At 71.1% G+C, this 24,446-nt stretch carries 22 protein-coding genes; 15 read left to right on the top strand and 7 right to left on the bottom strand.

Annotated elements, in window-relative coordinates:
• Nucleotides 1-199: 199 nt before the first annotated feature.
• The 4 genes from MFF64_RS27120 to MFF64_RS27105 all read right to left on the bottom strand — a co-directional run bounded on the left by MFF64_RS27120 (nucleotide 200) and on the right by MFF64_RS27105 (nucleotide 5,647).
• Complete coding sequence (locus tag MFF64_RS27120; protein ID WP_099904636.1) at nucleotides 200-637, bottom strand: DUF3429 domain-containing protein; 438 nt, start codon at nucleotides 635-637, stop codon at nucleotides 200-202.
• Nucleotides 638-1,435, bottom strand: coding sequence for a TIGR02186 family protein (locus MFF64_RS27115; protein ID WP_238192843.1), 798 nt, complete (start codon nucleotides 1,433-1,435; stop codon nucleotides 638-640).
• The gene (locus tag MFF64_RS27110; protein ID WP_099904632.1) at nucleotides 1,435-2,358 is read right to left on the bottom strand and encodes a sulfite exporter TauE/SafE family protein; all 924 of its coding nucleotides are present in this window, start codon (nucleotides 2,356-2,358) and stop codon (nucleotides 1,435-1,437) included. The genes MFF64_RS27115 and MFF64_RS27110 overlap by 1 nt, the downstream gene beginning before the upstream one ends.
• Nucleotides 2,359-2,494: 136 nt before the next feature.
• Nucleotides 2,495-5,647: a hypothetical protein gene (locus tag MFF64_RS27105; protein WP_309296462.1), complete on the bottom strand. Its 3,153-nt coding sequence runs from the start codon at nucleotides 5,645-5,647 to the stop codon at nucleotides 2,495-2,497.
• 792 nt (nucleotides 5,648-6,439) lie between these two features.
• Between MFF64_RS27105 and MFF64_RS27100 the strand changes: the two genes are divergently transcribed.
• From MFF64_RS27100 to MFF64_RS27070, 7 genes are all read left to right on the top strand, one after another.
• Nucleotides 6,440-6,901, top strand: coding sequence for a MerR family transcriptional regulator (locus MFF64_RS27100; protein WP_238192841.1), 462 nt, complete (start codon nucleotides 6,440-6,442; stop codon nucleotides 6,899-6,901).
• Nucleotides 6,902-7,101: 200 nt separating this feature from the next.
• Entirely contained in the window at nucleotides 7,102-8,895 is a 1,794-nt protein-coding gene (locus MFF64_RS27095; protein ID WP_099905284.1) for an acyl-CoA dehydrogenase C-terminal domain-containing protein, read from the top strand.
• Between the two features lie 195 nt (nucleotides 8,896-9,090).
• Nucleotides 9,091-10,299, top strand: coding sequence for an acetyl-CoA C-acetyltransferase (locus MFF64_RS27090; protein WP_099905286.1), 1,209 nt, complete (start codon nucleotides 9,091-9,093; stop codon nucleotides 10,297-10,299).
• Between the two features lie 5 nt (nucleotides 10,300-10,304).
• On the top strand, nucleotides 10,305-10,835 hold the full coding sequence (locus MFF64_RS27085) for a DUF2059 domain-containing protein (RefSeq protein WP_238192840.1): 531 nt from the start codon (nucleotides 10,305-10,307) through the stop codon (nucleotides 10,833-10,835).
• A gap of 22 nt (nucleotides 10,836-10,857) precedes the next feature.
• Nucleotides 10,858-13,059, top strand: a complete 2,202-nt coding sequence (locus MFF64_RS27080) for a 3-hydroxyacyl-CoA dehydrogenase NAD-binding domain-containing protein (RefSeq protein WP_238192839.1) — start codon at nucleotides 10,858-10,860, stop codon at nucleotides 13,057-13,059.
• An 82-nt stretch (nucleotides 13,060-13,141) separates the two neighbouring features.
• Entirely contained in the window at nucleotides 13,142-14,074 is a 933-nt protein-coding gene (locus tag MFF64_RS27075) for a diacylglycerol/lipid kinase family protein (RefSeq protein ID WP_238192838.1), read from the top strand.
• Nucleotides 14,071-14,916, top strand: coding sequence for a metallophosphoesterase family protein (locus MFF64_RS27070; RefSeq protein ID WP_238192837.1), 846 nt, complete (start codon nucleotides 14,071-14,073; stop codon nucleotides 14,914-14,916). The genes MFF64_RS27075 and MFF64_RS27070 overlap by 4 nt, the downstream gene beginning before the upstream one ends.
• A 119-nt stretch (nucleotides 14,917-15,035) precedes the next feature.
• Here the strand turns inward: MFF64_RS27070 and MFF64_RS27065 are convergent, their stop codons facing one another.
• On the bottom strand, nucleotides 15,036-15,977 hold the full coding sequence (locus tag MFF64_RS27065) for an alginate O-acetyltransferase AlgX-related protein (protein ID WP_099903341.1): 942 nt from the start codon (nucleotides 15,975-15,977) through the stop codon (nucleotides 15,036-15,038).
• Between the two features lie 85 nt (nucleotides 15,978-16,062).
• Here MFF64_RS27065 and MFF64_RS27060 point away from each other — a divergent pair, with 85 nt between their 5' ends.
• From MFF64_RS27060 to MFF64_RS27040, 5 genes are all read left to right on the top strand, one after another.
• Nucleotides 16,063-16,587: a 2'-5' RNA ligase family protein gene (locus MFF64_RS27060; protein WP_099903335.1), complete on the top strand. Its 525-nt coding sequence runs from the start codon at nucleotides 16,063-16,065 to the stop codon at nucleotides 16,585-16,587.
• Nucleotides 16,587-17,327, top strand: a complete 741-nt coding sequence (locus MFF64_RS27055) for a phosphatase PAP2 family protein (protein ID WP_099903337.1) — start codon at nucleotides 16,587-16,589, stop codon at nucleotides 17,325-17,327. Before MFF64_RS27060 ends, MFF64_RS27055 begins: the two co-directional genes overlap by 1 nt.
• Before the next feature lie 76 nt (nucleotides 17,328-17,403).
• Nucleotides 17,404-18,177, top strand: a complete 774-nt coding sequence (locus MFF64_RS27050) for an enoyl-CoA hydratase (protein ID WP_099903339.1) — start codon at nucleotides 17,404-17,406, stop codon at nucleotides 18,175-18,177.
• A gap of 1 nt (nucleotide 18,178) precedes the next feature.
• Nucleotides 18,179-19,135 (top strand): threo-3-hydroxy-L-aspartate ammonia-lyase, encoded by a 957-nt coding sequence (locus tag MFF64_RS27045; RefSeq protein WP_238192836.1) that lies wholly within the window; start codon nucleotides 18,179-18,181, stop codon nucleotides 19,133-19,135.
• A complete protein-coding gene (locus tag MFF64_RS27040; protein WP_099903387.1) occupies nucleotides 19,132-19,665 on the top strand; it encodes a prolyl-tRNA synthetase associated domain-containing protein in 534 nt (177 codons plus the stop codon). Before MFF64_RS27045 ends, MFF64_RS27040 begins: the two co-directional genes overlap by 4 nt.
• Before the next feature lie 110 nt (nucleotides 19,666-19,775).
• On the opposite strand, the gene MFF64_RS27035 is transcribed toward MFF64_RS27040, so the two are convergent.
• Entirely contained in the window at nucleotides 19,776-20,144 is a 369-nt protein-coding gene (locus MFF64_RS27035; protein WP_099903389.1) for a winged helix-turn-helix transcriptional regulator, read from the bottom strand.
• A 135-nt stretch (nucleotides 20,145-20,279) separates the two neighbouring features.
• On the opposite strand from MFF64_RS27035, the gene MFF64_RS27030 reads away from it, so the two are divergent.
• Both MFF64_RS27030 and MFF64_RS27025 read left to right on the top strand, forming a co-directional pair.
• Nucleotides 20,280-20,888, top strand: coding sequence for an NAD(P)-dependent oxidoreductase (locus MFF64_RS27030; RefSeq protein ID WP_099903391.1), 609 nt, complete (start codon nucleotides 20,280-20,282; stop codon nucleotides 20,886-20,888).
• Nucleotides 20,889-20,969: 81 nt separating this feature from the next.
• Nucleotides 20,970-21,506, top strand: coding sequence for a hypothetical protein (locus tag MFF64_RS27025; RefSeq protein ID WP_238192835.1), 537 nt, complete (start codon nucleotides 20,970-20,972; stop codon nucleotides 21,504-21,506).
• 73 nt (nucleotides 21,507-21,579) lie between these two features.
• Here the strand turns inward: MFF64_RS27025 and meaB are convergent, their stop codons facing one another.
• Complete coding sequence (gene meaB, locus MFF64_RS27020; RefSeq protein WP_238192834.1) at nucleotides 21,580-22,557, bottom strand: methylmalonyl Co-A mutase-associated GTPase MeaB; 978 nt, start codon at nucleotides 22,555-22,557, stop codon at nucleotides 21,580-21,582.
• A gap of 187 nt (nucleotides 22,558-22,744) precedes the next feature.
• On the opposite strand from meaB, the gene MFF64_RS27015 reads away from it, so the two are divergent.
• Nucleotides 22,745-23,779, top strand: a complete 1,035-nt coding sequence (locus MFF64_RS27015) for an alpha/beta hydrolase (protein ID WP_099901716.1) — start codon at nucleotides 22,745-22,747, stop codon at nucleotides 23,777-23,779.
• The last annotated feature ends 667 nt before the right edge of the window (nucleotides 23,780-24,446 follow it).

The following is a 24,446-nucleotide window of genomic DNA, read 5'->3' as shown; positions in this document are numbered from 1 at the left end:
GCGGGCCGGGTCTCGCTGGTTCGGCTTCGGCAGCTCATCATCCCACCCGCGCCCTCACCCCGAGATGCCGAGCGATCGAAGATCGACTCGCCTCGAGATTTCTGGCGCCCTCCTTCGAGGCTCCCGGCTCACTCGGGCTGAGGGTGCGGGTGGGATTTGAGCATTCCTCGGCTCTGCAGGCCAAGAGCTGCCGACGGTCTCACGCCGCTCCCAGGAAGCCCGCTGCCAGGAGCGCCAACCCGGCCACCCCCGACAGGACGAGCCGCAACCGCCCGAGCCACGCCGGCACCAGCCCGCGCCGGGGCAGGTCCTGGTCGACGAGGCCCCAGGCCAGGACCAGGGCACCGAGCGCCCGCAGGTCCCACGGCGCCGGGGCGAACAAGGCCGCCCAGGCGACGAGCGAGGGCACCACCGACACGGCGTAGTCGACGCCCCTGCCCTCCGGCGAGGCGGCGGCCGCGCCCCAGCGCAGGCCGCCGAGGAACGACGCGATCACGGCACCGTAGGCCGCGAGCAGCGGGCGCGGCGCGAGGCCGAGGAGCGACTGGCCCAGGATCACCAGGGCGCTGAGCCCCAGGAACGGAATCAGTCCCGCGCCGCCGAGGATCAGGGCGGCGGGGGGCGCGGCGCGGTGCATTCAGTCTCTCCGGAAGATCACGCTGGCGAGCCAGCCGGAGATGAGCGCGAGCGCGCCCGCGGCAAGCCCGTAGGCCAGCGACCAATCGCGGGCCGCCGTCGCGATCCCCTGCTCGACGCCGGACTTCACGAGGTCGAACCGCGCCTCGTGCCGCGCCAGCGGCACGCCGCCAGCGAGCAGCACCACCTCGACGTCGTAGGCGCCGACCGGCGCAGTGGCCGGCAGCGGCGCGGTCGCGCGGAAGACCGTGGGCGACAGGAACCGCACTCCCGCCTCGGCCTCGGTGAACAGGCGTTCCCGCCGGCGCAGGCGCAGCAAGGCCTCGCGGAAGGGATCGTCCGGCTTCGGCGCCGTGAGGGTGAGATCGGGGGCGGCCACGATCGCCTTGAGCCCGAGCCGCAGGCGCCGGCGCGTCGCCTCGTCGGCGATCTCGGCCACGGGACGGGAGGACAGCACCGCCAGGAAGCTCGGCACATCGGCGAATTTCTGCTGCGCCCGATTAACCCAGACCGGCCCCAGGGCCTCCTTCTCGCGCACCGTCAGGGCCTGGCGCGGGCCCCGGATCGTCACCACGACGTCGTAGCCGCCGGAGCGGGCGCCCGCCTGCCCGTCGCGCTCGATGACGCCGAACACCGCGACGGAGGTTCCCGTATACGTTGAGGTGACGGCGAGCCGGTTGAACGACAGGCTGACCACCAGGGATTCCGCCCGCGCCGGGGCCAGGCCGAGCAGGCTCAGGATGACGGCGAGGGCGGCGCGCATCAGCGCGCCTCCATGAAACAATGGAACGGCGCGCATCAGCGCGCCTCCTGGACCACGATCGAGAACGGTTCCTCGGGCCGCAGCACCAGCTCGACCGCGAAGCGCAGGCCCACCGCCAGGACCAGGATGGCGAGGAGAAAACGAAAATACTCCGAGCGCAGGTTGCGCCCGGCCCGTGCCCCGAACTGCGCCCCGAACACCCCGCCGGCGATCAGGATCACCGCCAGCACGATGTCGACCGCCTGGTTCTGCACCGCGTGCAGCACCAGCGCGACGAAGCTGGTGCAGACGATCTGGAACTGCGAGGTGCCGACGACCACCCCCGTCGGCACCCGCATCAGGTAGAGGAGCGCCGGGACCAGGATGAAGCCGCCGCCGATGCCGAGCACCGCGCCGGCGAAGCCGACGAACAGGGCGAGGCCGAGGATCGGGATCACGCTGGCATAGAGGCGGGAGCGGGGAAAGCGCATCCGCAGCGGCCAGGCCATGTAGGCGGCGTGGTCACCGCCGAGCCGCGCGGGGCGGGGCCGGCCTCGGTGGCGCGCCCAGGTGCTGCGCACGCTCTCGGCCAGCATCAGCCCGCCCACCACCGTGAACAAGGTGACGTAGGCGACCGTGATGACGAGGTCGAGCTGGCCGGCCCGCCGCATGGCGGCGAAGAACCAGACGCCGAGGCTGGTGCCGACGAAGCCGCCGAGGACCAGGACGAGGCCGAGCCGCAGGTCGAGGGCGTTGCGCCGGAGCGCCGCCAGCACGCTGGTGGCCGAGGAGGCGACGATCGGGGCGGCCTGGGTCGCGACGGCGATCGCCGGCGGGATTCCCATCACGATCAGGATCGGCGTCATCAGGAAGCCGCCGCCGATGCCGAACAGCCCCGACACGAAGCCGACCGCCGCGCCGAGCCCGATGAGGACCAGGACGCTGACCGGCATCTCGGCGATCGGAAGGTAGATCTGCAACGACGGGAGGGTCCGGGACGGCGGGGGTCCCCGATCTAGACCATGTTTCGCCGCAGGGGAAACCGCGGGCGCCGGACGCGGACGGGCGCGAACCGGCTGGTCCGCGCCCGTCGATCGCCGATGCCGCCTCGCGCGGCTACACCTTGCCGGTGCCCGTCCCCTTGGCGACGCCGAGGGGCGGCGGCGCGCCGATCAGCGACATGGCGCCCGGACTCGCCGCGGTCTCGATGCGGGCGGCCGGAGGATCGTTCACCGCCGGGTCGGGCGTCCTCGGTTTCCAGGCCTCGGCCGCGCTGCGGGCCGCCGCCAGGTCCTTCGGCGTCAGCTTGCCCGCCACCTCGTCGCGCTTGCGGCCGGCATCGTCGTCGCCTTGCGCCGCGGCCGCCGCGAACCAGCCATAGGCCTGGTTGAGGTCCTGGGTGACGCCGAGGCCGCGGGCGAGCAGCACCGCGAGGTTGTACTGGCTGTCGCGCACCCCGTACTCGGCGGCCTTGCGGAACCAGGTCGCCGCGGAGGTGTAGTCGGGCTTGCCGCCGGCGGCGCCGGACTCGGCCAGCATCACCGCGAGGTTGTGCATCGCCCGGACATGGCCCTGCGTCGCCGCGCGGCCGTACCAGAGCCGCGCCTTCTCCTGGTCGCGGACCAGGCCGAGGCCCTTCTCGTACTGGCTGCCGAGGCGGTACTGCGCCGGGGCGTAGCCGGCGCCGGCCAGGCGGTCGAACAGCTTGGCGGCGAGGGCGGTGTCCCGCGGCAGGCCGCGGCCATCGACGGCGCGGCTGGCGAGCTCGTAGATCGCGGCGCCGTCGCCCTCAAGGGCCGCCTGGCGCAAGGACGCGGCGCCGGCCGGGATGCCGGCAAGCTCGCCGCTCAGGGACGCCATGTCGGTCACCCGCGGCGTCGTCGGCCGGGCCACGAGGGCGGGCTTGGACACCTCAGGGGCCCCCGTCTCCGGGCCCTTCTGGAGGGCGGATTCGGGCTTGGCGGAGGCCGGCTTCGCGTCGGCGGCCTTGTTGGGATCGGGAGCCTTGGGATCGGGAGCCTTGCCCTCGGGCGCCGTCGTGTCGGCCGGCACCGCGACCGGGGGCGTGCCCTTGGGAAGGGCGGGCGCGCCGGTGGCCTGGGTCGTCGCCGGGTCGACCGGCGCCGTCGCCTCCCGGGAGGCCGTCGGGGTGTTGGTCCGCGGACCCGCGCTCTGCAGGGCCTGCAGCGTCCCGAGCGCCAGCACGATCGCCGCGATGCCGAGGAGCAGCGGCCGGCGCCGGCGCTCGATCGCGGCCCGCAGCCGCTCGACCAGGCTGCCCCGTGACTCGACGCTCCGGTCGGTGGCGGGCGCGGCCTGACCGCCACCGGCGGCCTCGGCCGCCGCGGCCTGGGCGGCGCGGCGGGCCGCCGCGATGAAGCTCGCCTTGATGTCGCCGGCCGGCATCTCCGGCGCGGCGGCGACCTCCCCTGGCGGCTGGCGCGGGCGCACCGCACCGGGCTCGATCATCTCGTCCGCCGGGCTCGGCGGGCCGGCTCGGGGAGCTTCCGGCCGCCGGGCCGGACGCGGCTCCGGCGCCGGGGTGGTGGTCTCGCGCAGAGTGTCGCGCAGGTTGCGGGCGGTGCGGGGTGCCGCCGCGGCGGCGGCTGGGGCCGCCTCGCTCCGACGGTCGCCGTCGAGATGGGTCAGCCGGGCAACGAGTTGCTCGAGGGCGGAATGCACGCCCTCCATGGTGGCCTGGAGGCGCTTGTCGGACGCCGCCTGCTGCGCCCGCATGTCGGCCAGGGCCGCCTGCAGCCCGCCGAGGCCCTGGGCCTCCGCCGCACCCTTGCGCTCGGCCCCGATCGAATCGGCGACGCTGCGGGCGGCGCGCTCCGCCGCGGCCTGGATCGGCGCCTCGTCGCGCAGCAGCGCGACCTGGGCCAGGAGGTCGCCCATGGTGCGCTCCAGGCCCGCCAGGGCCGGATCGCTGCCGCGGGTGTCGATGCGGCTCGCCAGCGCCAGCACCTGCCGCTCGAGGCCGTCGAGGGTCTCGCCTCCCGCCCCTTGCCCGACCCGGTCGAGCTTGTCGGCGAGGCTGCGCAGCATGCCGTGGATCGACGCGAGATCACTGCTCGGCAGCGCCGGCTGGCGCAGGGCCTCGCCGATCTGCTCCAGCCGCTCCATCACGTCGCCGACGGTGGTCACCGCTGCAACCTGGTCGACCTTGGCCGAGAGGGCATCGATGCGGCCGAGAATGTCGCCGGCCGCGTTGGGCTGCTCGCGCCGCTCGGCCCGCAGGTCGTCGAGCTTGCGGTCGAGATCGGCGATGCCCTGCGCCAGGGCCGGCGCGTCGGCGCCCGGGGCGCGCACGCCCTCGCGGATCTCCTCCAGGAGGGGCCGCAGCTCGTTCATCAGGGCGGGGCTGTCGAGCATGCCGTTGCCGAGCCGGGTCACCGTCTCGGTGAGCTCGTCGACCGACCGGGCCAGATTCTGCACCCGGGCCGGCTCGGCGAGCGCCGCGATCCGGCCGCGGATCTCCTCGAGTTCGCCGAACAGCTTGGCGACCGCGTCCCGGTCGGCGAGCCCGGCCCGGTCGGCCCCGAATGTCCTGTCGAGGGCGCCACCCACCTGCTGCGCCAGGCGCTCGACGTCCTGCGCCACCCGGGCGTGCACGTTGGCGGCCACGTCGTTGGCGAGGCGGCCGACCTGGACCCGCATCAGGTCGATCGGCCCGGCGACGGCGACGAGATCGGCCGGGTCGCGGGCCCGCTGCACCTCGTCGGCCAGCGTCCGGACCGCTTGCTCCAGGGTCACGACATCGCCGCTGGTGGCAAGCGTGCCGATCGACTCGCGCAGCCGCGAGGTCTCTGCCTGCAGCCCGGCGATCGCCGGCGAGAGCTTGTCGGCGGCGGCCTCGGTCGTCTCCATTACCCGGGCGAGGTCCCGCCGCAGGCCGTCGACCAGGAGATCCTGGTCTTCCTCGGGAGTGCCGTCGTCGAGCTGCTGCTGGCGCAGACGGATCTCCGCCACGGCGGCAGCGAGGCTGTTGGGCACCGGGCGGGCGCGGCGGCCGGCCGGCCGTGCCGCGGGTTCCTGCTCGGCGAGGCGGGTCTCGTCACCCTGCCCCGCCTTGCCCTGCGCGGCCTTCATGCCGTGCACCGCCTTGATGACGGCTTCGTCGGTGGCCTCGCGGCTCTCGCCGATACGGCGGTCGATCGCGTCGAGACGGCGGCCGATCGCCGCGACCGCCTCGATCAGCTGCGTATCGACGGCCGGCGGCGGGGCGGCCGGGATCGGGGCTGTCTGCAGCGGTGCGGGCTCGGCCACGGGGCCGCGCCCGTGGCGGGGACGCTGTGCGCGGGGCGCCTCGTGCTGCCAGGTCCGGTCCGCCCGCCGGCCTTCGGCGTCGACGTCCGGGAAGGCTTGAGACTGGACGATCTCGTGACGTGCGCGACGGGAGCCTGCCGCTCGTCGAGATTGCTGCCGCACGCCCGCGCGTGCCGAGCCCTCGCTGATCGCTTCGGCCAACCACTCGTCCACCGATATGCCGGCGCGACGCGCGGCCTCACGGGCGGCGTCGCGCAGCTCCGGATCGAATGCATCGAGTGTAGGAGCGGTCCGTCTCATAGCGGGCTCTGCGCAAGGGGCCGATGGATCTCGCGGATAGGCGCCGGTTCACCACCGGCAGGAACCCCGCGCTCTGCTCGATCGTGAAGATCCGGTCAGTGGCGGGAGCCTGAAAAGGTTCCTGACTTCACTTTCGAGGGGCACGGTAAACAAGCGGTTAAGGGAGGACCTTACGTCCGTCCCAGCGCGCGGCGAGTCCCCAATCGTTGCACGCGCAACTCAATGATGGTCGATTTCTGTTCACAACCTAACGGCGATTGCACGCAAGGCGCACGGGCATTTCGCGTCGTTCCTGCCCTGACCTGCCCACGTAACGGTAATGTGATTTCAGGCATAAAGGCTTGATACATCAAGCTTTTTACCGTAAGTAACACACGCTCAAGTTGACGTTACCTTTCCCTTAGGTAGGTCATTTGACCTTCTTTGTGTCACAGGGCGTCCGCGGGACGTCGCTGGTATGCGCAGTCTGCGTGTCTCAACGGGGGGAACGGCATGGCTTATGATCGGCAGACCGAGAGCAGCAGGGGGGCGTCCGTCCGCTCCGGCGGATCCGCTTCGCGCACCGGCCGGCCGGCCGGCCGCTCGACGGCTCCGGCGACGCTCACGATCGGCGATCTCGCCGAGGAATTCGGGGTGACCTTGAGGGCTCTGCGCTTCTATGAGGCGAAGGGTCTCCTGCATCCACAGCGCCGCGGCACGACCCGGCTCTACACCGAGGACGATCGTTCGCGCCTCGCAACCATCCTGCGCGGCAAGGAGCTCGGCTTCACCCTGCGCGAGATCGCCGCGATGGTCGATGGCGACGAACTCGCCGAGGCGGGCACCGGCGCGACCCTCGCTCTCTCCCCGGCCCAGGTGGCCGAGCAGATCGCTCATCTGGAGAACCAGAAGGCCGAGATCGAGCGGGCGCTCGAGGCGCTGCGGAGCTACGGCAAGACCGTCGCGACCGCCTGAGCGACCTCAGCACCAGGCGGCGCCCTGCGGGGGCGGGCGCCGCCCGGATCGAAACATCGCCGTTATCCCGCGTCAACCGTGTCCGGTTCTAATCCCGGCGGCGCGCCGACAGGCCCTTGTCGTTCCACACTCAGATAGTTTACATGTGAACTATCTCGCCGCGGGAGCCGCCGCGGATCATGCGTGGGAGCGGGGGAAACATGCCGAGCTACAAGGCGCCGGTGGAGGACGTGCTGTTCCTCCTCAACGACGTGTTCGGGATCGCGCGCTACAGCAACCTGCCCGGCTTCGCCGAGGCGACGCCCGACGTGATCGAGGCGGTGATCGCCGAGGGCGCGAAGCTCTGCGAGGAGGTGCTAGCGCCCCTCAACCGCGTCGGCGACACCGAGGGCTGCACCCGTCATCCGGACGGCAGCGTGACGACGCCCAAGGGCTTCAAGGCCGGGTACGACGCCTATGCGGGCGGCGGCTGGATGGGCCTGTCGATGCCGGCCGAGTATGGCGGCCAGGGCCTGCCCCATACCCTCAACAGCGTGATGCAGGAATTCGCGTCCAGCGCCAACCTGGCGCTCGGCATGTATCCAGGCCTGACCCAGGGCGCGATGGCGGCCCTGCTGGTCCACGGCACCGAGGAGCAGAAGCGGACCTATCTGCCGAAGATGGTCGAGGGCACCTGGACCGGCACGATGAACCTGACCGAGCCGCATTGCGGCACGGATCTCGGCCTGCTCAAGACCAAGGCGGTGCCGAACGGCGACGGCTCCTACGCGCTGACCGGCACCAAGATCTTCATCTCGGCCGGCGAGCACGACCTGTCGGAGAACATCGTCCATCTGGTGCTGGCCCGGATCGAGGGCGCGCCCGCGGGCACCAAGGGCATCTCGCTCTTCGTGGTGCCCAAGTTCCTGGTCGGCCCGGACGGCACCTTGGGCGGCCGCAACGGGGTGTCGTGCGGGGCCATCGAGCACAAGATGGGCATCCACGGCAACGCCACCTGCGTGATGAACTACGACGGCGCCACCGGCTGGCTCGTCGGCGAGGCCAATCGTGGCCTCAACGCGATGTTCGTGATGATGAACGAGGCCCGCCTCGCCGTCGGCATCCAGGGCCTCGGCCAGTCCGAGGTCGCCTACCAGAACGCCGTCGCCTACGCCCGCGACCGGCTCCAGGGCCGGGCGCTGACCGGCGCCGCCGCGCCCGACAAGCCCGCCGACCCGATCATCGTCCACCCGGACGTGCGGCGGACGCTGATGACCATCCGCGCCTTCAACGAGGCGGCCCGGGCGCTGGTGATCTGGACCGCGCTCCAGGCCGACATCGCCCACCGCTCCGAGGACCCGGCCGCCCGCCAGGCGGCGGAGGACCACATGGGCCTGCTCACCCCGGTGGTGAAGGGCGTGCTCACCGACCGGGGCTTTTCCAACGCGGTCGACGCCCAGCAGATGTTCGGCGGCCACGGCTACATCGAGGAATGGGGGATGTCGCAATTCGTGCGCGACGCCCGCATCGCCCAGATCTACGAGGGCGCCAACGGCATCCAGGCGATGGACCTCGTCGGCCGCAAGCTGCCCCGCGACGGCGGCCGGGCGATGATGCGTTTCCTCGCCGAGGTCGAGGGCTTCTGCAAGGAGAACGCCGAGGACGAAGCCCTGAAGGCGTATTGCGCGCCGCTGATGAAGAGCCTCGGCCACCTGCAGCAGGCGACGATGTGGCTGATGCAGAACGCCATGGCGAAGCCCGACAATGCGGGTGCGGCGGCGACCGACTACATGCACCTCATGGGCCTCGTCGCCATGGGCTACATGTGGGGCCGGATCGCCAAGGCGGTCGCCGAGAAGAAGCGGTCCGGCGAGGGCATCGCCGAGCGCCTCGACGCCCGGCTCGCTACCGGCCGATTCTACGTCGAGCGCGTGCTGCCTGAGACCGGCACCCGCCTCGCCCGGATCTCGGCCGGCTCGGATGCCGTCATGGCGGTGCCGGCGGAGCTGTTCTAGGTTCAAGGTTCCGCGCGTCATCCGCCCGACCGATACGGGTCCGAGAAAGGCGCGGGATCCCCTCTCCCACACGGGAGAGGGGAGGCGCGCTTCGGCTCCCTCGGGACGATCCCGCGGAAGGTATATCAAGAACCATCGCCTCCCGGCGCCGCCCGTCCCTCGGGCCGCCGCACGACAATTCCGGGAAGACGCCTCATGCCCGACGCCTACATCTACGATCACGTCCGCACGCCCCGCGGCCGCGGCAAGCCCGACGGTTCGCTGCACGAGGTGACGGCGCTCCGCCTCGCCGAGACCGCGCTCCGCGCCCTCAAGGACCGCAGCGTCCTCGATACGACCCTCGTCGACGACGTCGTGCTCGGCTGCGTCGATCCGGTCGGAGAGGCCGGCGGCGACATCGCGCGCGCCGCCGCCCTGGTGGCGGATTACGGCACCCACGTGCCGGGCGTGCAGATCAACCGGTTCTGCGCCTCGGGCCTCGACGCGGTGAACTTCGCCGCCGCCCAGGTGATGAGCGGCCAGCACGACATGACGGTCGGCGGCGGCGTCGAATCGATGAGCCGCATCGGGATCGGCGCGTCCGGCGGCGCCTGGCCGGTCGATCCGGCCATCGCCATCAAGTCGTACTTCATGCCGCAGGGCGTCTCGGCCGACCTGATCGCCACCAAGTACGGCTTCTCCCGCGATGAGTGCGACGCCTACGCGGTCGAATCGCAGAAGCGCGCCGCCCGCTCCTGGGAGGACGGCCGGTTCAAGAACGCGGTCGTGCCGGTGCGCGACGTCAACGGCCTGACGCTGCTCGCCCATGACGAGCACATGCGGCCGAACACCGACATGCAGTCGCTCGCCGCGCTCAAGCCCTCCTTCGTGCAGATGGGCCAGATGGGCGGGTTCGACGCGGTCGCGGTCGACGCGCATCCGGACGTCGAGGCGGTCGAGCACGTCCACCACGCCGGCAACTCGTCGGGCATCGTCGACGGTGCCGCCGCGGTGCTGATCGGCTCCGAGGAGGCCGGCGCGGCGGCGGGCCTGAAGCCCCGCGCGCGAATCCGGGCCTTCGCCAATATCGGCTCGGACCCGGCCCTGATGCTGACCGGCCCGGTCGACGTGACCCGCAAGGTGCTCAAGCGCGCCAGCATGAGCATCGGTGACATCGACCTGTTCGAGGTCAACGAGGCCTTCGCGGCGGTGGTGCTGCGCTTCCTCCAGGCCTTCGACGTCGATCCGGCCAAGGTCAACGTCAATGGCGGCGCCATCGCGCTCGGCCATCCCCTCGGTGCCACCGGCGCGATGATCCTCGGCACCGTGCTCGACGAATTGGAGCGCACCGGCAAGCAGACGGCCCTGGTCACCCTCTGCATCGGCGCCGGCATGGGCACCGCCACGATCATCGAGCGGGTGTGAGAGCGATGCGCACCCTCCCCCACCTCGCCGCCGGCCTCGTCCTCGCCCTGGCACTGGCCCTCGCCGGACCGGCCCGGGCCGACGACGAGCGCCTGACCCTCGCCCGCGACATCGTCACCAAGACGGTCGCCCGCAACCTCACCCAGGCGTTCAAGCAGGCCGAGGAGAAGACCCTCGCCTCGATGAGCGCCGAGCAGGCCGACAAGCTGCGCCCCGAGCTGGACAAGACCTTCGCCCAGGAGCGCGACACCCTCGTCGACGGGCTGTCGAAGGAATACGCGCAGAAGTTCGATGGGCCTGAGCTGAAGCGCCTGGTCGCGATCTACGACGACCCGGTCTACCAGAAGTTCCAGGCGCTCAACGCCGACCCGACCTCGATGGTCACCACGATCACCAAGGACGCGGTGACCAAGATGATGAACCTGCTCTCGCTGGCGGCCCTGTCGCAGCAGGGCAACGGCCAGACGCCAGTCCCGCAGGGTGTTCCGGCGCCGACGCCCGCGCCGTCACCGGTGCCTGCACCGGTCAAGCCGTAATCGATCTCACGAGGCCTTCGCCATGAACCTCACGAATTTCCGCTTCGAGACCGATGCCGACGGCGTGGCGCTCGCCACCTGGGACATGCCGGGCCGCTCGATGAACCTCGTCACCCCGGAGGTGATGGACGAGCTGAACCGGATCATCGACGCCGTGGTGGCCGATCCGGCGATCAAGGGCTGCGTCGTCACCTCAGGCAAGGACACCTTCTCGGGCGGCGCCGACCTGACGATGCTGCAGGGCCTCGGCGCCGAGCATGCCCGGCTGGCCCGCGAGCGCGGCGAGGAGGAGGCGATGGCCTTCTTCTTCGAGGAATCGCGCCGGCTGACCCTGCTCTACCGCAAGCTCGAGACCTGCGGGAAGCCGTTCGCGGCGGCCGTGCACGGCACCTGCCTCGGCGGCGCCTTCGAGCTGGCGCTCGCCTGCCACCACCGGGTGCTGTCGGACGACGACAAGACCCGGGTCGGCCTGCCGGAGATCAAGGTCGGGCTGTTTCCGGGCGCCGGCGGCACCCAGCGCGTCGCCCGCCTGATGCAGACCGGCGACGCCTTGCAGATGCTGTTCAAGGGCGAGCAGATCCGCCCGCTGATGGCCCGCAACATGGGCCTCGTCCACGCCGTGGCGCCGCGGGCGGAGATCGTTCAGAAGGCAGGTGAGTGGATCAAGGCGGGCGGCTCGGCGGTCGCGCCTTGGGACCAGCCGAAGTTCAAGGCGCCGTCGGGCAAGGTCTACTCGCCCGCCGGCATGATGACCTGGCCACCGGCCAACGCCATCTACCGCCGCGAGACCCACGACAACTATCCCGCTGCCAAGGCGATCCTCCAGGCCGTGTACGAGGGCCTGCAGCTGCCGATGGACCTCGCGCTCAAGGTCGAGAGCCGGTACTTCGCCAAGATCCTGCGCTCGCCGGAAGCGGCGGCGATGATCCGCACCCTGTTCCTGTCGATGGGCGAGCTGAACAAGGGCGCGCGGCGACCGAAGGGCGTCGGGACGGTCCCGCTCAAGACGGTGGGCGTCGTCGGCGCCGGCTTCATGGGTGCCGGCATCGCCTACGTCTCGGCCAATGCCGGGCTCGAGGTGGTGCTGGTCGATCAATCCGTCGAGGCGGCCGAGAAGGGCAAGGCCTACGCCCACAAGCTCGTCTCCGACCAGATCATGAAGGGCCGCGCCAAGACCGCCGACCGCGACGCGCTCCTCGGGCGCATCACCGCGACCGGCGATTACGCGGCGCTGGCCGGCTGCGACCTCGTGGTCGAGGCGGTGTTCGAGGACCCGAAGGTCAAGGCCGAGGTGATCGCCAAGGTCGAGGCGGTGATCGGGCCGGACGCGATCTTCGCCTCCAACACCTCGACCCTGCCGATCAGCGGGCTCGCCAAGGCCTCGGGCCGGCCGGAGCAGTTCATCGGCATCCACTTCTTCTCGCCGGTCGAGAAGATGATGCTGGTCGAGATCATCATGGGCAAGGCGACGGGGGAGCGGGCGCTCGCCGTTGCCCTCGACTACGTCCGGGCAATCAAGAAGACCCCGATCGTCGTCAACGACGCCCGCGGCTTCTTCGCCAACCGCTGCGTCGGCGCCTACATCCTCGAAGGCCACCTGATGCTGGGCGAGGGGATCCCGGCCACGATGATCGAGAATGCCGGGCGCCAGGCCGGCATGCCGGTCGGCCCGCTCTCGCTCAACGACGAGGTTGGCGTCGACCTCGCCCTCAAGATCGTCAAGGCGACGAAGGCGCAGGTCGGCGAGGCCGCGGTCAACCCGACCCAGGAGCGCCTGCTCACCGCGCTGGTCGAGGGCGAGGGCCGGCTCGGACGCAAGAACCGCAAGGGCTTCTACGATTATCCCGAGCAGGGCTCGAAGAAGCTCTGGCCGGGCTTGGCGGGCCTGCAGGAGACCAAGGTCGATCCCGACGCGGTCGATTTCCCGGAGCTGAAGCAGCGCCTCCTCGTCACTCAGGCGCTGGAGGCGGCCCGAACCTTCGGCGAGGGCGTCGTCACCGATCCGCGCGAGGCGGATGTCGGCTCGATCCTCGGCTTCGGCTTCGCGCCGTTCACCGGCGGTGCCCTGTCCTACATCGACTTCATGGGGGCGGCGCACTTCGTCGACCTGTGCCGCAAGCTCCAGGCCAAGCACGGCGCCCGCTTCTCCCCGCCGGAGACGCTGGTGGCGATGGCGGAGAAGGGCGGCACCTTCTACGGCGGGTCGGCCAAGCAGGCGGCGTGAGGGGCATCCGGCCCTGCCATCTGCCTGAGATGCAGGGCCGGCATCCTGCCCGGGCGGCACTTTCGCCGTCCGGGACAGTCGTGTGACGAAGCAGAGCAGCGAAACACCGGCCCGCCGGGTCGTGCTGGTGACGAACGTGGCGGCGGGCTCCCTGGTCGACGGAGGCTTGACGCCGGAAGCCTTGCACGGGCTCCTGGAGGCGGCGGGCCTGACCGTCGTGCCGGAGCCACGTCCCGACGCGCCCCTCCCGGAGCGGCTGGCGGCGGCAGCGGCGATCCCGGGCATCGACGCCGTGGCGGTCGCGGGCGGCGACGGGACACTGACCTGCGCGGCGCAAACGCTTGCGGCCCAAAAGATTCCCCTTGGCATCCTGCCGCTCGGCACGCTGAACCTGCTCGCGAAGGATCTCGGGCTGCCGCTCGATCTCGACGCGGCCTTGGCGGTGCTGGCGACCGGTTCCGTCCGCACGATCGATGCCGGCGAGGTCAACGGCCACGTCTTCCTGATCAACTCGGTGCTCGGCATGCCGGCGCGGATGGCGCGACATCGCGAGGCGAGGCGCGGCCGGATGGGCGCCCTCGACCTCCTGCGCATGGCCGCCGGCCTGCTGCGCCATCTCGGCCGCTACCCGCGGGAGCGGGCGACGCTCACGCTCGACGGCCTGACCCGGCAAGTCCGCTTCCGGGCGCTCGCGGTGGTCTGCGGCGACTACCGGGAAGGTCTAGGCCAGGTTCTGTCGCGGGCGGGCGTCGACGACGGCCACCTCACGCTCTACCTCGTCGAGACCCTGTCGGCGGCGCGGCTCGTGCGCCTCGGGCTCGGTTTCGCGGTCGGCGAGTGGCGCCGCCTGCCGGACCTGGAGCGGCACGAGACCGACGCGCTGACCCTCGACTCCCGCCGGCGCGCGCTGCGGGTCATGAATGACGGAGAGGTCGTGCTGATCGTCCCACCCCTGCGCTACCGCCTCCTTCCGGGCGCCCTGCGGGTCCTCGTGCCGACGGAGGATCCCCGGTGAAGCGGATCGCCCACATCTCGGACCTGCATTTCGGCCGCACCGACCCGGCGGTGGTGGAAGGCCTGGTGGCGGAGCTGAACCGCGACCAGCCCGACCTGATCATCATCTCGGGCGACTTCACCATGCGGGCCCGCACCCGGGAATACCTGGAGGCGAGAGCCTTCCTCGACCGGCTGCCGAATCCCTGGATCGCGGTGCCGGGCAACCACGACATCTCGCCGTTCCGGCTCTGGCAGCGCTTCTTCCATCCGTTCCGGCGCTACCGCCGCTACGTCGCGCCGGAGACCGAGCCGGTCTTCCAGGACGACGAGATCGCGGTGATCTGCCTCAACACCGTGCGGACCTGGGCGCCGGAGACCGACTGGTCGCAGGGCAAGATCACCCGGGCGCAGATCAGGCGCACCGAAGCCCGGCTCGATGCCCTGCCGCCGGGCTTGTTCCGGATCGTGGTCGGCCACCACCCCTTCATGCCGCCGCCCTGGGACGAGGAGGCGCGCCTGGTCGGCCGCGCCGACGAGGCGCTCGACGCCTTCCAGCGCCACGGTGTCGGCCTGACGCTCGCCGGCCATCTCCACCGCGGCTACGCCCGCTTCGCCGAGCCGACCCCGGACGGCCACAAGGCCGAGATCGATCGGCCGGAGGCCAAGGCCAGCGCCCGGCGCCTGCTCGCGGTCCAGGCCGGCTCCGCCACCTCGACCCGCCTGCGCGGCAACGAGCCCAACGCCTATAACCGCATCACCGTCGCGAACGGCGTCGCCACCGTGCAGGTGCGGCTGTGGACCGGCAAGGATTGGTGCGATGCGGCGGAATCGGGCGCGGCGCGGTGCGCGGTGGAGGAGTGAGAAGGCTTCAGCTCGATCGGTGCCGGAGGAAGTAAAGCTCAGGCCTTCTCCTCTCCCCGCGGGCGGGGAGAGGGGAGATACGCTCGACCTTTACTGGATCAGATCAGGCGGAAATCACGTCAGATCCCGGCTCCGCCCCCCTCCCACCCATCGAGGCGCCGCGCGCCCTCGGCCTCGACATCGAACTGATCCATCGGCACGCGCGCCAGGAAGCGCTCCGCCACCTCGACCAGCAGCAGGTGCGGGCGCACCCGCTCGACGTAAGTCCAGTCGAGGCTCGCAGACCAGACGAAGTGTAGCTCGCGAAAGCTCTCGGCGAGCAGCCCGGTCAGGAAGATCGGGTGGAAGTGCGAGCATGAGTCACCGAACAGCATCAGGGTCCGGGGATCGGCGGCCGCGCTCTCGTTGCGGAACACCACGTGGGCGCCGACATGCAGGTCGGCCGCCGTGCCCCGCGCCTCGTGGCCCTCGACCAGCGGGTTGGCGTAGACCCGCACGGCATCGCGCTGGACCTGGTAGACCCGCATCGTCTCGCGGAGGGGCGGATCGAACTTGGCGCCGAGGTCGCGCACGCCGTCATGGTCGTGGAACGGCCGTGCCCCGAGATCGGCGGGCGGCACGGCGCCGAGGGCCCGCATGATCTCCCCGTAGGCGAGGCGGCAGCCCTCCTGGCTCCAATGGGTATCGGTGCGGAGATACAGCGGAGGCTCGGCATCCCGCGCCGCCCGCAACGGCCCGACGAGATCGATCCAGGCTCTCGCTGCGGGCGAGCGGGCGAGGCGCGCGCCAAGGCGGCGGGCCGGCGACAGCGCGGGATCGATGGCGAGACCGTCGAGGCGGTCGTCGTAGATGCTCAGCTTCTCCGGCACCACGACGTGGAAGGCGCGCGAGCCCAAGCCTGCGGCCTTCGCGGTGCGCGCCTCGATCAGCCGGCGCCAGCGCCACAGCCGCCACGCCATCCGCAAGCTCGCCCGGTATTGCTGCCGCACCCTGTTGGTGCCGCCGGTCAGGAAGAGCCAGCCATCCCGGCCGAGATGGACCATGTCGGTGCTGTCGCGCATCGCCGCCGTGTAGCGGGAAGTCCTCGAGCTGAACAGCACCGCCGGCTCTGGCCATTCCCGCCGCCCGCGCCATTTCGCCGGGAGGATGCCAAACCCACCTCTCCCTCATCCCCTGATCCTCACCCTGGAGCTCGACGAGGCCGCCTTCGCGGACTTCGACGGCCAGCGTCGCCGCCACTTTCCGGCAGCGATCAACCACATCCCGGCCCACGTCACCCTCTTCCACCACCTGCCGGGTGAGGAGGAGCGCGGGATCGTCGAGACCCTCGCCGCGGAGGTGCGGGCGGAAGGCCCGATGCCGGTCAAGGTCGCGTCCTTGCGCTTCATCGGCCGCGGCGTCGCCTACGCCCTCGAATCGCCCCGCCTGTCGGGCCTGCGCGGGCGGCTCGCCGCCGCCTTCGCGCCCTGGCTGACGCCGCAGGACCGCCAGGGCTACCGGCCGCATGTCACGGTGCAGAACAAGGTCGCGCCGGAGGAGGCCCGGGCGCTCCACCGCGACCTCGAGGCCGCCTTCGTGCCGCGGGAGATCGCCGGCACCGGCCTGCTGCTCTGGCGCTATCTCGGAGGGCCGTGGGAGGCCCGCGGCCGGTTTCCGTTCGGGGGCGCGTGATGGTCCAGATTCCGTTTCGCCATCACGCCACGGCGGTGTGGCGGCGCCTGCGCCTCAACGAGATCGGGCCGCTCGCCTCGCTGCTCGCCGTCAGCCTGTTCGGCTTCGGGTTCTTCCGGCTCGCCGACGAGATCCGCGAGGGCGGGTCCTTCGGCTTCGACGACCGCCTCCTGCTGGCGCTCCGGGTGCCGGGCGACCTCGCCCAGCCGATCGGCCCGTCCTGGCTGCCGGAGACGATGCGGGACATCACCGCCTTCGGCAGCGTGTTCGGCATCGTCTACGTCACGGCCTGCGTGGTGCTCTACCTGGCGATCACGGCGCGGCGCCGCGCCGCCCTGTTCGTCGTGGTGGCGGTGGGCGGCGGCGAGATCCTGTCGACCGGCCTGAAGCTGTTCTTCCACCGTCCCCGGCCGGACCTGGTGCCCCACGGCATGGAGACCTTCACGGCGAGCTTCCCGAGCGGCCACGCCATGCTGTCGGCGATCGCCTACCTGACGATGGCGATCCTGCTCGCCCGGGTCGAGCGCTCGCGCAAGGTCAAAGCGTTCGTGATGGGGCTCGGCGTCGTCACCACGCTCCTCGTCGGGATGAGCCGGGTCTATCTCGGGGTGCATTGGCCGAGCGACGTGCTCGCCGGCTGGTGCATCGGCGCCGCCTGGGCATCGTTGTGCTGGTTCGTCGCGCTCCAGCTCCAGCGCCAGGACGTGGTCGAGGCGCCGGATCCGCCGCCGCCGGCCTGACAGGCGCTCACGCGGACGCTTGCGCCCCGCCCCTCCCTCCCCTAGCCAAGCGGGGGAGACGAGCGGGAGAAACGCCGTGGAGTACGAGAACATCCGGGTCGAGACGCGCGGGCGGGTGGCGCTCATCACCCTGCACCGCCCGGCGGCGCTGAACGCCCTGTGCAACGCATTGATCGCCGAGCTGAACCACGCCCTCGACGGCTACGAGCGCGACGACGGCATCGGCTGCATCGTCATCACCGGCTCGGAGAAGGCCTTCGCGGCCGGCGCCGACATCCGCGAGATGCAGGACCGCACCCATCCCGAATTCTACATGGCCGATCCGTTCGGCGAGTGGGACAAGGTCGGCCGGCGCCGCAAGCCGATCATCGCCGCGGTGGCGGGCTACGCCCTCGGCGGCGGCTGCGAACTGGCCCTGATGTGCGACTTCATCCTGGCCGCCGACACCGCGAAGTTTGGCCAGCCCGAGATCAAGCTCGGGGTGATCCCCGGCGCCGGCGGCACCCAGCGCCTGACCCGCGCGGTCGGCAAGGCCAAGGCCATGGAGTTGTGCCTCACCGGCCGGATGATGGACGCGGCCGAGGCCGAGCGCTCCGGCCTCGTCGCCCGGGTGGTGCCGGCCGCCGACCTCCTCGCCGAAGCATTGGGCGCGGCCGAGACCATCGCGTCGATGTCGCTTCCCGCCGTGATGGTGGCGAAGGAAAGCATCGACCGGGCCTTCGAGACCACCTTGACCGAGGGTATCCGCTACGAGCGCCGGGTGTTCTACGGGCTCTTCGCCACCCACGACCAGAAGGAAGGCATGACGGCCTTCGTCGAGAAGCGCAAGCCCAACTTCGAGAACCGCTGAGATGAGCGTCACCTACGCCGACGTCGAGGCCGCGTCCGGCCGGATCGAGGGCATCGCCCACCGCACCCCGGTGCTCACCTCCCGCACCGCCGATGCGCGGACGGGCGCCGCTTTGTTCTTCAAGGCCGAGCCGCTGCAGCGGGCCGGCGCCTTCAAGTTCCGGGGCGCCTGCAACGCCATCGCGGCGCTCTCGCCCGAGCAGCGGAAACGCGGCGTGCTCGCCTTCTCGTCCGGCAACCACGCCCAGGCGATCGCCTATGCGGGGGCGCTCCAGGGCGTGCCGACCGTGATCGTGATGCCGCACGACGCACCCGCCATCAAGGTCGCGGCCACCCGCGGGTACGGCGCCGAGATCGTCACCTACGACCGCTACAAGGAGGACCGTGAGGCGGTGAGCCAGGCGCTCGCCGAGGCGCGCGGCCTCTCGATGATCCCGCCTTACGACCATCCGGACGTGATCGCCGGCCAGGGCACGGCCGTGAAAGAGTTGATCGAGGAGGTTGGCCCCCTCGACGTCCTGCTCGTCTGCCTTGGCGGCGGCGGGCTGCTCGCCGGCTCGTGCCTCTCGGCCAAAGCCCTGTCACCGGGGGTCGAGATCTGGGGCGTCGAGCCCGAGGCCGGCAACGATGGCCAGCAATCGCTGGCCAAGGGCGAGGTGGTGCGGATCCCGGTTCCGGTCTCGATCGCTGACGGCGCGCTGACGACGCATCTGGGCCGCCACACCTTCCCGATCATCCAGCGCGAGGCCGCCGGCATCGTGACGGCGACGGACGCGCAGCTCGTCGCGGCGATGCGGTTCTTCGTCGAGCGGATGAAGCTCGTGGTCGAGCCGACCGGATGCCTCGCGGCGGCTGCCGCCTTCGAGGGCGCGGTGTCGGTCAAGGGCAAGCGCGTCGGCGTGATCCTGTCGGGCGGCAACGTCGATCCGGCGGCGCTCGCTCGTCATCTCGCCGCATGAGCGCGGCGACGACCCCGGAGGAGTTGTTCGCCTTCCTCGACCGCCTCGGCGTCGCCCACGCCACCGTGGAGCACGTGCCCGTGCACACGGTGGCGGAATCCCGCGACCTCAAGGCGGCGATGCCGGGCGGCCACTCGAAGAACCTCTTCCTCAAGGACAAGCGCGGCCGCCTGTTCCTCGTCGTGGCGGAGGCCGAGGCGCGAATCGACCTCAAGCGCCTGCACGGGCCCCTCGGCGCCACCGGCCGCCTCTCCTTCGGCTCGGCCGACCTGCTCTATGAGCGGCTCGGCGTGCGCCCCGGCTCGGTGACGCCGTTCGGGCTCATCAACGACCGCGACGCCACGGTCGCGGTGATCCTCGATGCCGGGCTGATGGCGCACGACCCGGTCAACTTCCATCCGCTCCACAACGGGGCCACGACGGCGGTGAAGCCTGGCGACCTGATCCGCTTCCTGGAGGCGACGGGGCACCCGCCGCGGGTGATGGCTCTGCCGGAGCCGGCGGGGGAGGATGAGGAGCAGCCGGCCTGATTGGAGTGCAGGGCTCACGACACCCTCTCCCTTTCCCGGATCTCCTTCCGCTTCGCCTCAGTCATCCGGGAAAGGGTTGGTGCGCTCGCCGTGGCGTCGTCGGGACGCGATCACCTCGCCTCCGCCCCCCGCCGCGCCGCCTGGATCGCCGCCTGGTTCGCCTCCGCCCAGCGGATCAGTTCCCGCATCGGCTCCAGGAACGAGCACCCCAGAGCCGTCAGCCGGTACTCGACCCGGGGCGGCACCTCGGCGTGGACCTCCCGCGCCACGAAGCCGTCCTGCTCCAGCCGGCGCAGGGTCTTCGACAGCATCTGCTTCGAGATGTCGCCGATCTCGCGCTCGAGCTGGCTGAAACGCCTCACCCCCGGCGCCAGCGTTGCCAGCACCAACAGGCTCCACTGATCGCCGATCCGGTCGAGGACATCGCGGATCGCGCAAGGTTGGTCGACGCTCTTGGCTGTCCTCACTTCGTCGAGCAAAGAGATCTCCCGATGGTCATCGCGCGCTGACCTGGTCGCGCGCCGGTGACGTCTTGCGTGGTCCGCCGCGAGGGTCTAGCTCTGTCATCGGTCTCGAACATAGACCAGATCGCGAAGCCAAACCAAGAGAGCATCATGGCCAAGGTTGCCGTCATCGGCGCGACCGGGAATGTCGGCGCGCGCCTCGTCGCCGAGCTGGTCGCGCGGGGCCACCGCGTCACTGCCATCGCCCGCAACCCCGCGAAGGCGGCCTCCCCGCAGGTCGAGGCGGTCGTCGGCGACGTGCGGGATCCCGCCGGCCTCGCCCGCCTGCTCGCCGGCCACGACGCGGTGGTGAGCGCGGTGCGCTTCGGCGACAGCGATCCGCAGGCGCTGATCGGCGCCGTGCGGGACTCAGGGATCACGCGCTATCTCGTGGTCGGCGGCGCCGGCTCGCTCGAGGTCGCGCCCGGTCAGCGGCTGGTCGACCAGCCCGATTTTCCGGCCGCCTACAAGGACGAAGCCCTGAAGGGCGCGGCCTTCCTCGACGCGCTGCGCGGCGTCACCGACCTCGACTGGAGCTTCCTGTCGCCCTCCGCGCTGATCGAGCCGGGCGAGCGCACCGGCCGCTTCCGCCTCGGCGGCGACGCGCTGCTCGTCGGCGAGGGCGGAAGCCGCATCTCTTACGAGGATTACGCCGTCGCCCTGGTCGACGAGATCGAGCGGCCGGCGCATCTGCGCCAGCGCTTCACCGTTGGCTACTGACGCGGGCAACGAAGCGAGGGGTCATGTCCGACCGTCTCACCGTCACCGGCCTGTACGATCCGCTCTGCGGCGGGTGCTACGGTGCCCATCGGCGCTCGCCTGGCTCGGCGCCAGCGACGACGTGGCCCTCGCCCTGCTCCCGGTCGGCCTGTTCGCCGGGCCGGGGCCTTCGCGAGGGATGCGGGGTTCGCCGCCCATGCCTGGCCGGCCGATCGGCGCATCGCCGCGCTCACGGGCCAGCCGTTCAGCGAGGCCTACCGGAGTGAGGTTCTGGCAGCGCGCGGAGGCAGGGTCGATTCCGGGCCGGCGACCCTGGCCCTGACCGTGATCCACCTGACCGCGCCCGACCGCGAGCTGGAGGCCCTCTCGGCGATCCAGGCGGCCCGCTACGTCGGCGGACGCGACATCGCCGATCCGGCGATTCTGGCGGTGATTCTCGAGGAGAACGACTTCGCGCCTGCCGCCGCCCGCCTGCGGGCGCCCGATGCGGCTTTGCACGAGGCGGCCACCGCCCGCATGGCCGCGGGGCCGCATGGCCGCGGGGCGCGCGGCGATGATCCGGCACGCCTTGCGCGGGGTGCCGGCCCTCTTGGTCGGCGACGATGGGGCCGGCGATGAGGGCCGCGGCCTCGACGCCGACGCCCTCTTCGACGACCGCGACGGCCTCCTGCGCGCTCCGGGACGCGGCGGCTTAGAGTCCGATCAGCTCGGCGATCAGGTCTGCCCCCGCGGCGGGCGAGCGCTCGCCCGCCGCGACCCTCCGCTCGGCCTCCGCCGTCCGGCGGCGCACCTCGGCGCTTCCGGTGAGGCGCTGGTGCAGCCGCTCGTGGACGAGGGCCCACATCCACTTCACGTCCTGGCTTCGGCGCTTCGCGGCGATCTCGCCGGTGGCGGTGAGCTTGCGGCGGTGATCGAGCACCGCCTCCCACAGGGCGTCGAGCCCCTGGCCCGAGAGCCCCGAGATGGTCGTCACCGGCGGCGCCCAGGTGGCGCTCGCCGGCGTCAGGATGTGGAGCGCCGCGCGGTACTCGGCGGCCGCGGCCGTGGCGCGGCGCATCCCCTCCTCGCCGTCGGCCTTGTTGACGGCGATCATGTCGGCGAGTTCGAGAATGCCCTTCTTGATGCCCTGCAGCTCGTCGCCGGCGCCGGGCAGCATCAGCACCAGGAAGAAGTCGGTGAGGTCGGCCACCGCGGTCTCGGACTGGCCGACGCCGACGGTCTCGACCAGCACCACGTCGAAGCCGGCGGCCTCGCAGAGCAGCATCGTCTCGCGGGTCTTGGCGGCGACGCCCCCGAGGGTGCCGGAGGAGGGCGAGGGCCGGATGAAGGCGTTGGGATCGACGGCGAGCCGCGCCATCCGGGTCTTGTCGCCGAGGATCGAGCCGCCGGTGCGCGACGAACTCGGATCGACCGCCAGCACCGCGACCTTGTGGCCCCGCGCCGTCAGGCTCGCGCCCAGCGCGTCGATGGTGGTGGACTTGCCCACCCCCGGCACGCCGGTGATGCCGACCCGCACGGCCTTGCCGGCATGCGGCAGGGCGGCATCGAGGAGTTCGCGGGCGGCGGCCCGGTGATCGGCCCGCTTCGACTCGACCAGCGTGATGGCGCGGGCGAGGGCGGCGCGGTTGCCGGACAGGAGCTGGGCGAGGTCGGGGGCCGGAACGGTCATGCGGCCTTTCTGCCGGCTCCCCGCCCGCCCGTCGAGGGCTTGCGCTGTGGACGAAGGGCCAGTGGGCGTGACCTGCGGGCAACAGGCGCGGCTTTGCCCGAGAGCGACGCGCCACGGTCACGATCATGCCGCATCACCGGCCTGAAAGCGCGGGAAGGCCGGCCGCGCCGGGGACGAGTGAGACGACATGACAGCGAACGCCGCGCCGACGCGCCGGGGCCTGGCCCGCCTCGGCCTCTCCGCCCTCGCCAGCCTGTCGCTGGGCGGCTGTCTGGACGGCGGGCTCGGGGTTGGGCTCCTGGGCGACTCGGCGGGCCCGGAGAAGCAATCGGCCCTCGATGTCAGCCCGGTCCTGCTCGTCGCCACCACGCGCCGCCCGGCTGATCCCGCCGGCCGCCCGCCCTACTTCACCGACCAGCGCGGCCGCGGCCTCGCCTTCGCGACCGTGCGCCTGTCCGCACCCGACCGCTCGCTGATCGGCAAGGTCTCGGCGGTGGTGACCGGTGATTGGCGCATCGCCGCGGCGCCGCGGGTGGTGACAGGCCCGGAGGCCGCCACCGCCTTTGCGGAAGCGGCGCTCGGCCGCGACGTGCTGCTCTACGTCCACGGCTACCGCGAATCGTTCGAGACCGCGGCGGTGAGCGCGGCGCAGCTCTCCGACGGCATCCGCTTCCGCGGCGTCTCCGGCCTGTTCACCTGGCCCTCGGCGGGCAAGACCTTCGATTACGGCTACGACCGCGAGAGCGCCCTGTGGTCGCGCGACGCCTTCGAGGACCTGCTGCGGGCGCTCGCGACCGCGCAGGGCGGGCGCATCCACATCGTCGCCCACTCGATGGGCACGCTCCTGACCCTCGAGACCCTGCGCATGCTGCGGGCCGATGCCGGCGAGGCGGCCCTCGATCGGATCGGCGCCATCGTGCTCGCCGCGCCCGACATCGACATCGACCTGTTCACCAACGGCATCGAGCGGCTGGGCATTGCGGCCCAGAAGATCACGGTGATCTCCTCAACCAACGACCGGGCGCTCGAACTCTCGAGCACCATCGCGGGCGGCGTGGTGCGGGCCGGCGCGGCGGATCGCAGCCGCCTGGAGGCTTTGGGCGTGCGCGTCGCCGACGCGTCGGATTACGGCAGCGGCCTCATCAACCACGACCTCTTCCTGTCGAACGTCGAGGTGCAGCAGGTGATCAAGCGCGCGGTGGCGCGGGCGGATGGGCGGTGAGACGCGCGATACATCAAACTCAATCTGCAAGATCTCCTGCTCGGGCGGAACCGCTTTTCACCATTCTGCCGACTGTCGATCTTTGGAAAACATTTTATCTGTGGTTTACTCTATAGGCGGATAAAAGTAGATATTTTGCGTCTTTGCTGTTTTCTATATTTGTTTTATTCTCGGCGAGCACGAAGGGTCTTGAATACTCATTTTATGCACAAACACAGCGCTCAAAGCCCCGGAACGGCGGCGCTTGATTTTTATCCGCTGTGTTGCCAAGTTGTGTCTCAGATGGTGACGAGATGATAGAAGGCCGATCCGGGAGCCAGTCTCTGCTGTGTTCAGAGCTTGCTTTCTGAAATATAATTGCCTTGATCATATCACGGCGGCATACGCGGCACTAGCGCGCGATCCTTTCTTGCGGCCTTGATGTCGAAATACTGACTTTGATTGATATGGCGACCAGAGTGATGCCCAAATTATGTTGTCAACACAGCTTGATAACTTGCGCATTTGCAAATTTCAGTCTATACAATAGTCGGGCCAGAAAAAATAACGACTGGCCATGCAGCGGAGGAAACTATGCCAGACCTTCTGAAACAATATCCCGGCGTCCAGGAGCGTAATTACTCAGGGGTGCGCTCGGTCGCGGCGTGAGGCCGGCGAGGAGCCGATG

The organism is Methylobacterium frigidaeris (assembly GCF_022179185.1).
GTDB lineage: Bacteria > Pseudomonadota > Alphaproteobacteria > Rhizobiales > Beijerinckiaceae > Methylobacterium > Methylobacterium frigidaeris.
This window is presented reverse-complemented; position numbering and strand designations above follow the sequence as displayed.

What these genes read in the sequence shown, in the direction of transcription:
- MFF64_RS27120 (WP_099904636.1), bottom strand. Translation starts at nt 637, where the DNA reads ATGCACCGCGCCGCGCCCCCCGCCGCCCTGATCCTCGGCGGCGCGGGA.
- MFF64_RS27115 (WP_238192843.1), bottom strand. Translation starts at nt 1,435, where the DNA reads ATGCGCGCCGTTCCATTGTTTCATGGAGGCGCGCTGATGCGCGCCGCC.
- MFF64_RS27100 (WP_238192841.1), top strand. Translation starts at nt 6,440, where the DNA reads ATGGCTTATGATCGGCAGACCGAGAGCAGCAGGGGGGCGTCCGTCCGC.
- MFF64_RS27095 (WP_099905284.1), top strand. Translation starts at nt 7,102, where the DNA reads ATGCCGAGCTACAAGGCGCCGGTGGAGGACGTGCTGTTCCTCCTCAAC.
- MFF64_RS27090 (WP_099905286.1), top strand. Translation starts at nt 9,091, where the DNA reads ATGCCCGACGCCTACATCTACGATCACGTCCGCACGCCCCGCGGCCGC.
- MFF64_RS27085 (WP_238192840.1), top strand. Translation starts at nt 10,305, where the DNA reads ATGCGCACCCTCCCCCACCTCGCCGCCGGCCTCGTCCTCGCCCTGGCA.
- MFF64_RS27080 (WP_238192839.1), top strand. Translation starts at nt 10,858, where the DNA reads ATGAACCTCACGAATTTCCGCTTCGAGACCGATGCCGACGGCGTGGCG.
- MFF64_RS27065 (WP_099903341.1), bottom strand. Translation starts at nt 15,977, where the DNA reads ATGCGCGACAGCACCGACATGGTCCATCTCGGCCGGGATGGCTGGCTC.
- MFF64_RS27060 (WP_099903335.1), top strand. Translation starts at nt 16,063, where the DNA reads ATGCCAAACCCACCTCTCCCTCATCCCCTGATCCTCACCCTGGAGCTC.
- MFF64_RS27055 (WP_099903337.1), top strand. Translation starts at nt 16,587, where the DNA reads ATGGTCCAGATTCCGTTTCGCCATCACGCCACGGCGGTGTGGCGGCGC.
- MFF64_RS27045 (WP_238192836.1), top strand. Translation starts at nt 18,179, where the DNA reads ATGAGCGTCACCTACGCCGACGTCGAGGCCGCGTCCGGCCGGATCGAG.
- MFF64_RS27040 (WP_099903387.1), top strand. Translation starts at nt 19,132, where the DNA reads ATGAGCGCGGCGACGACCCCGGAGGAGTTGTTCGCCTTCCTCGACCGC.
- MFF64_RS27030 (WP_099903391.1), top strand. Translation starts at nt 20,280, where the DNA reads ATGGCCAAGGTTGCCGTCATCGGCGCGACCGGGAATGTCGGCGCGCGC.
- meaB (WP_238192834.1), bottom strand. Translation starts at nt 22,557, where the DNA reads ATGACCGTTCCGGCCCCCGACCTCGCCCAGCTCCTGTCCGGCAACCGC.
- MFF64_RS27015 (WP_099901716.1), top strand. Translation starts at nt 22,745, where the DNA reads ATGACAGCGAACGCCGCGCCGACGCGCCGGGGCCTGGCCCGCCTCGGC.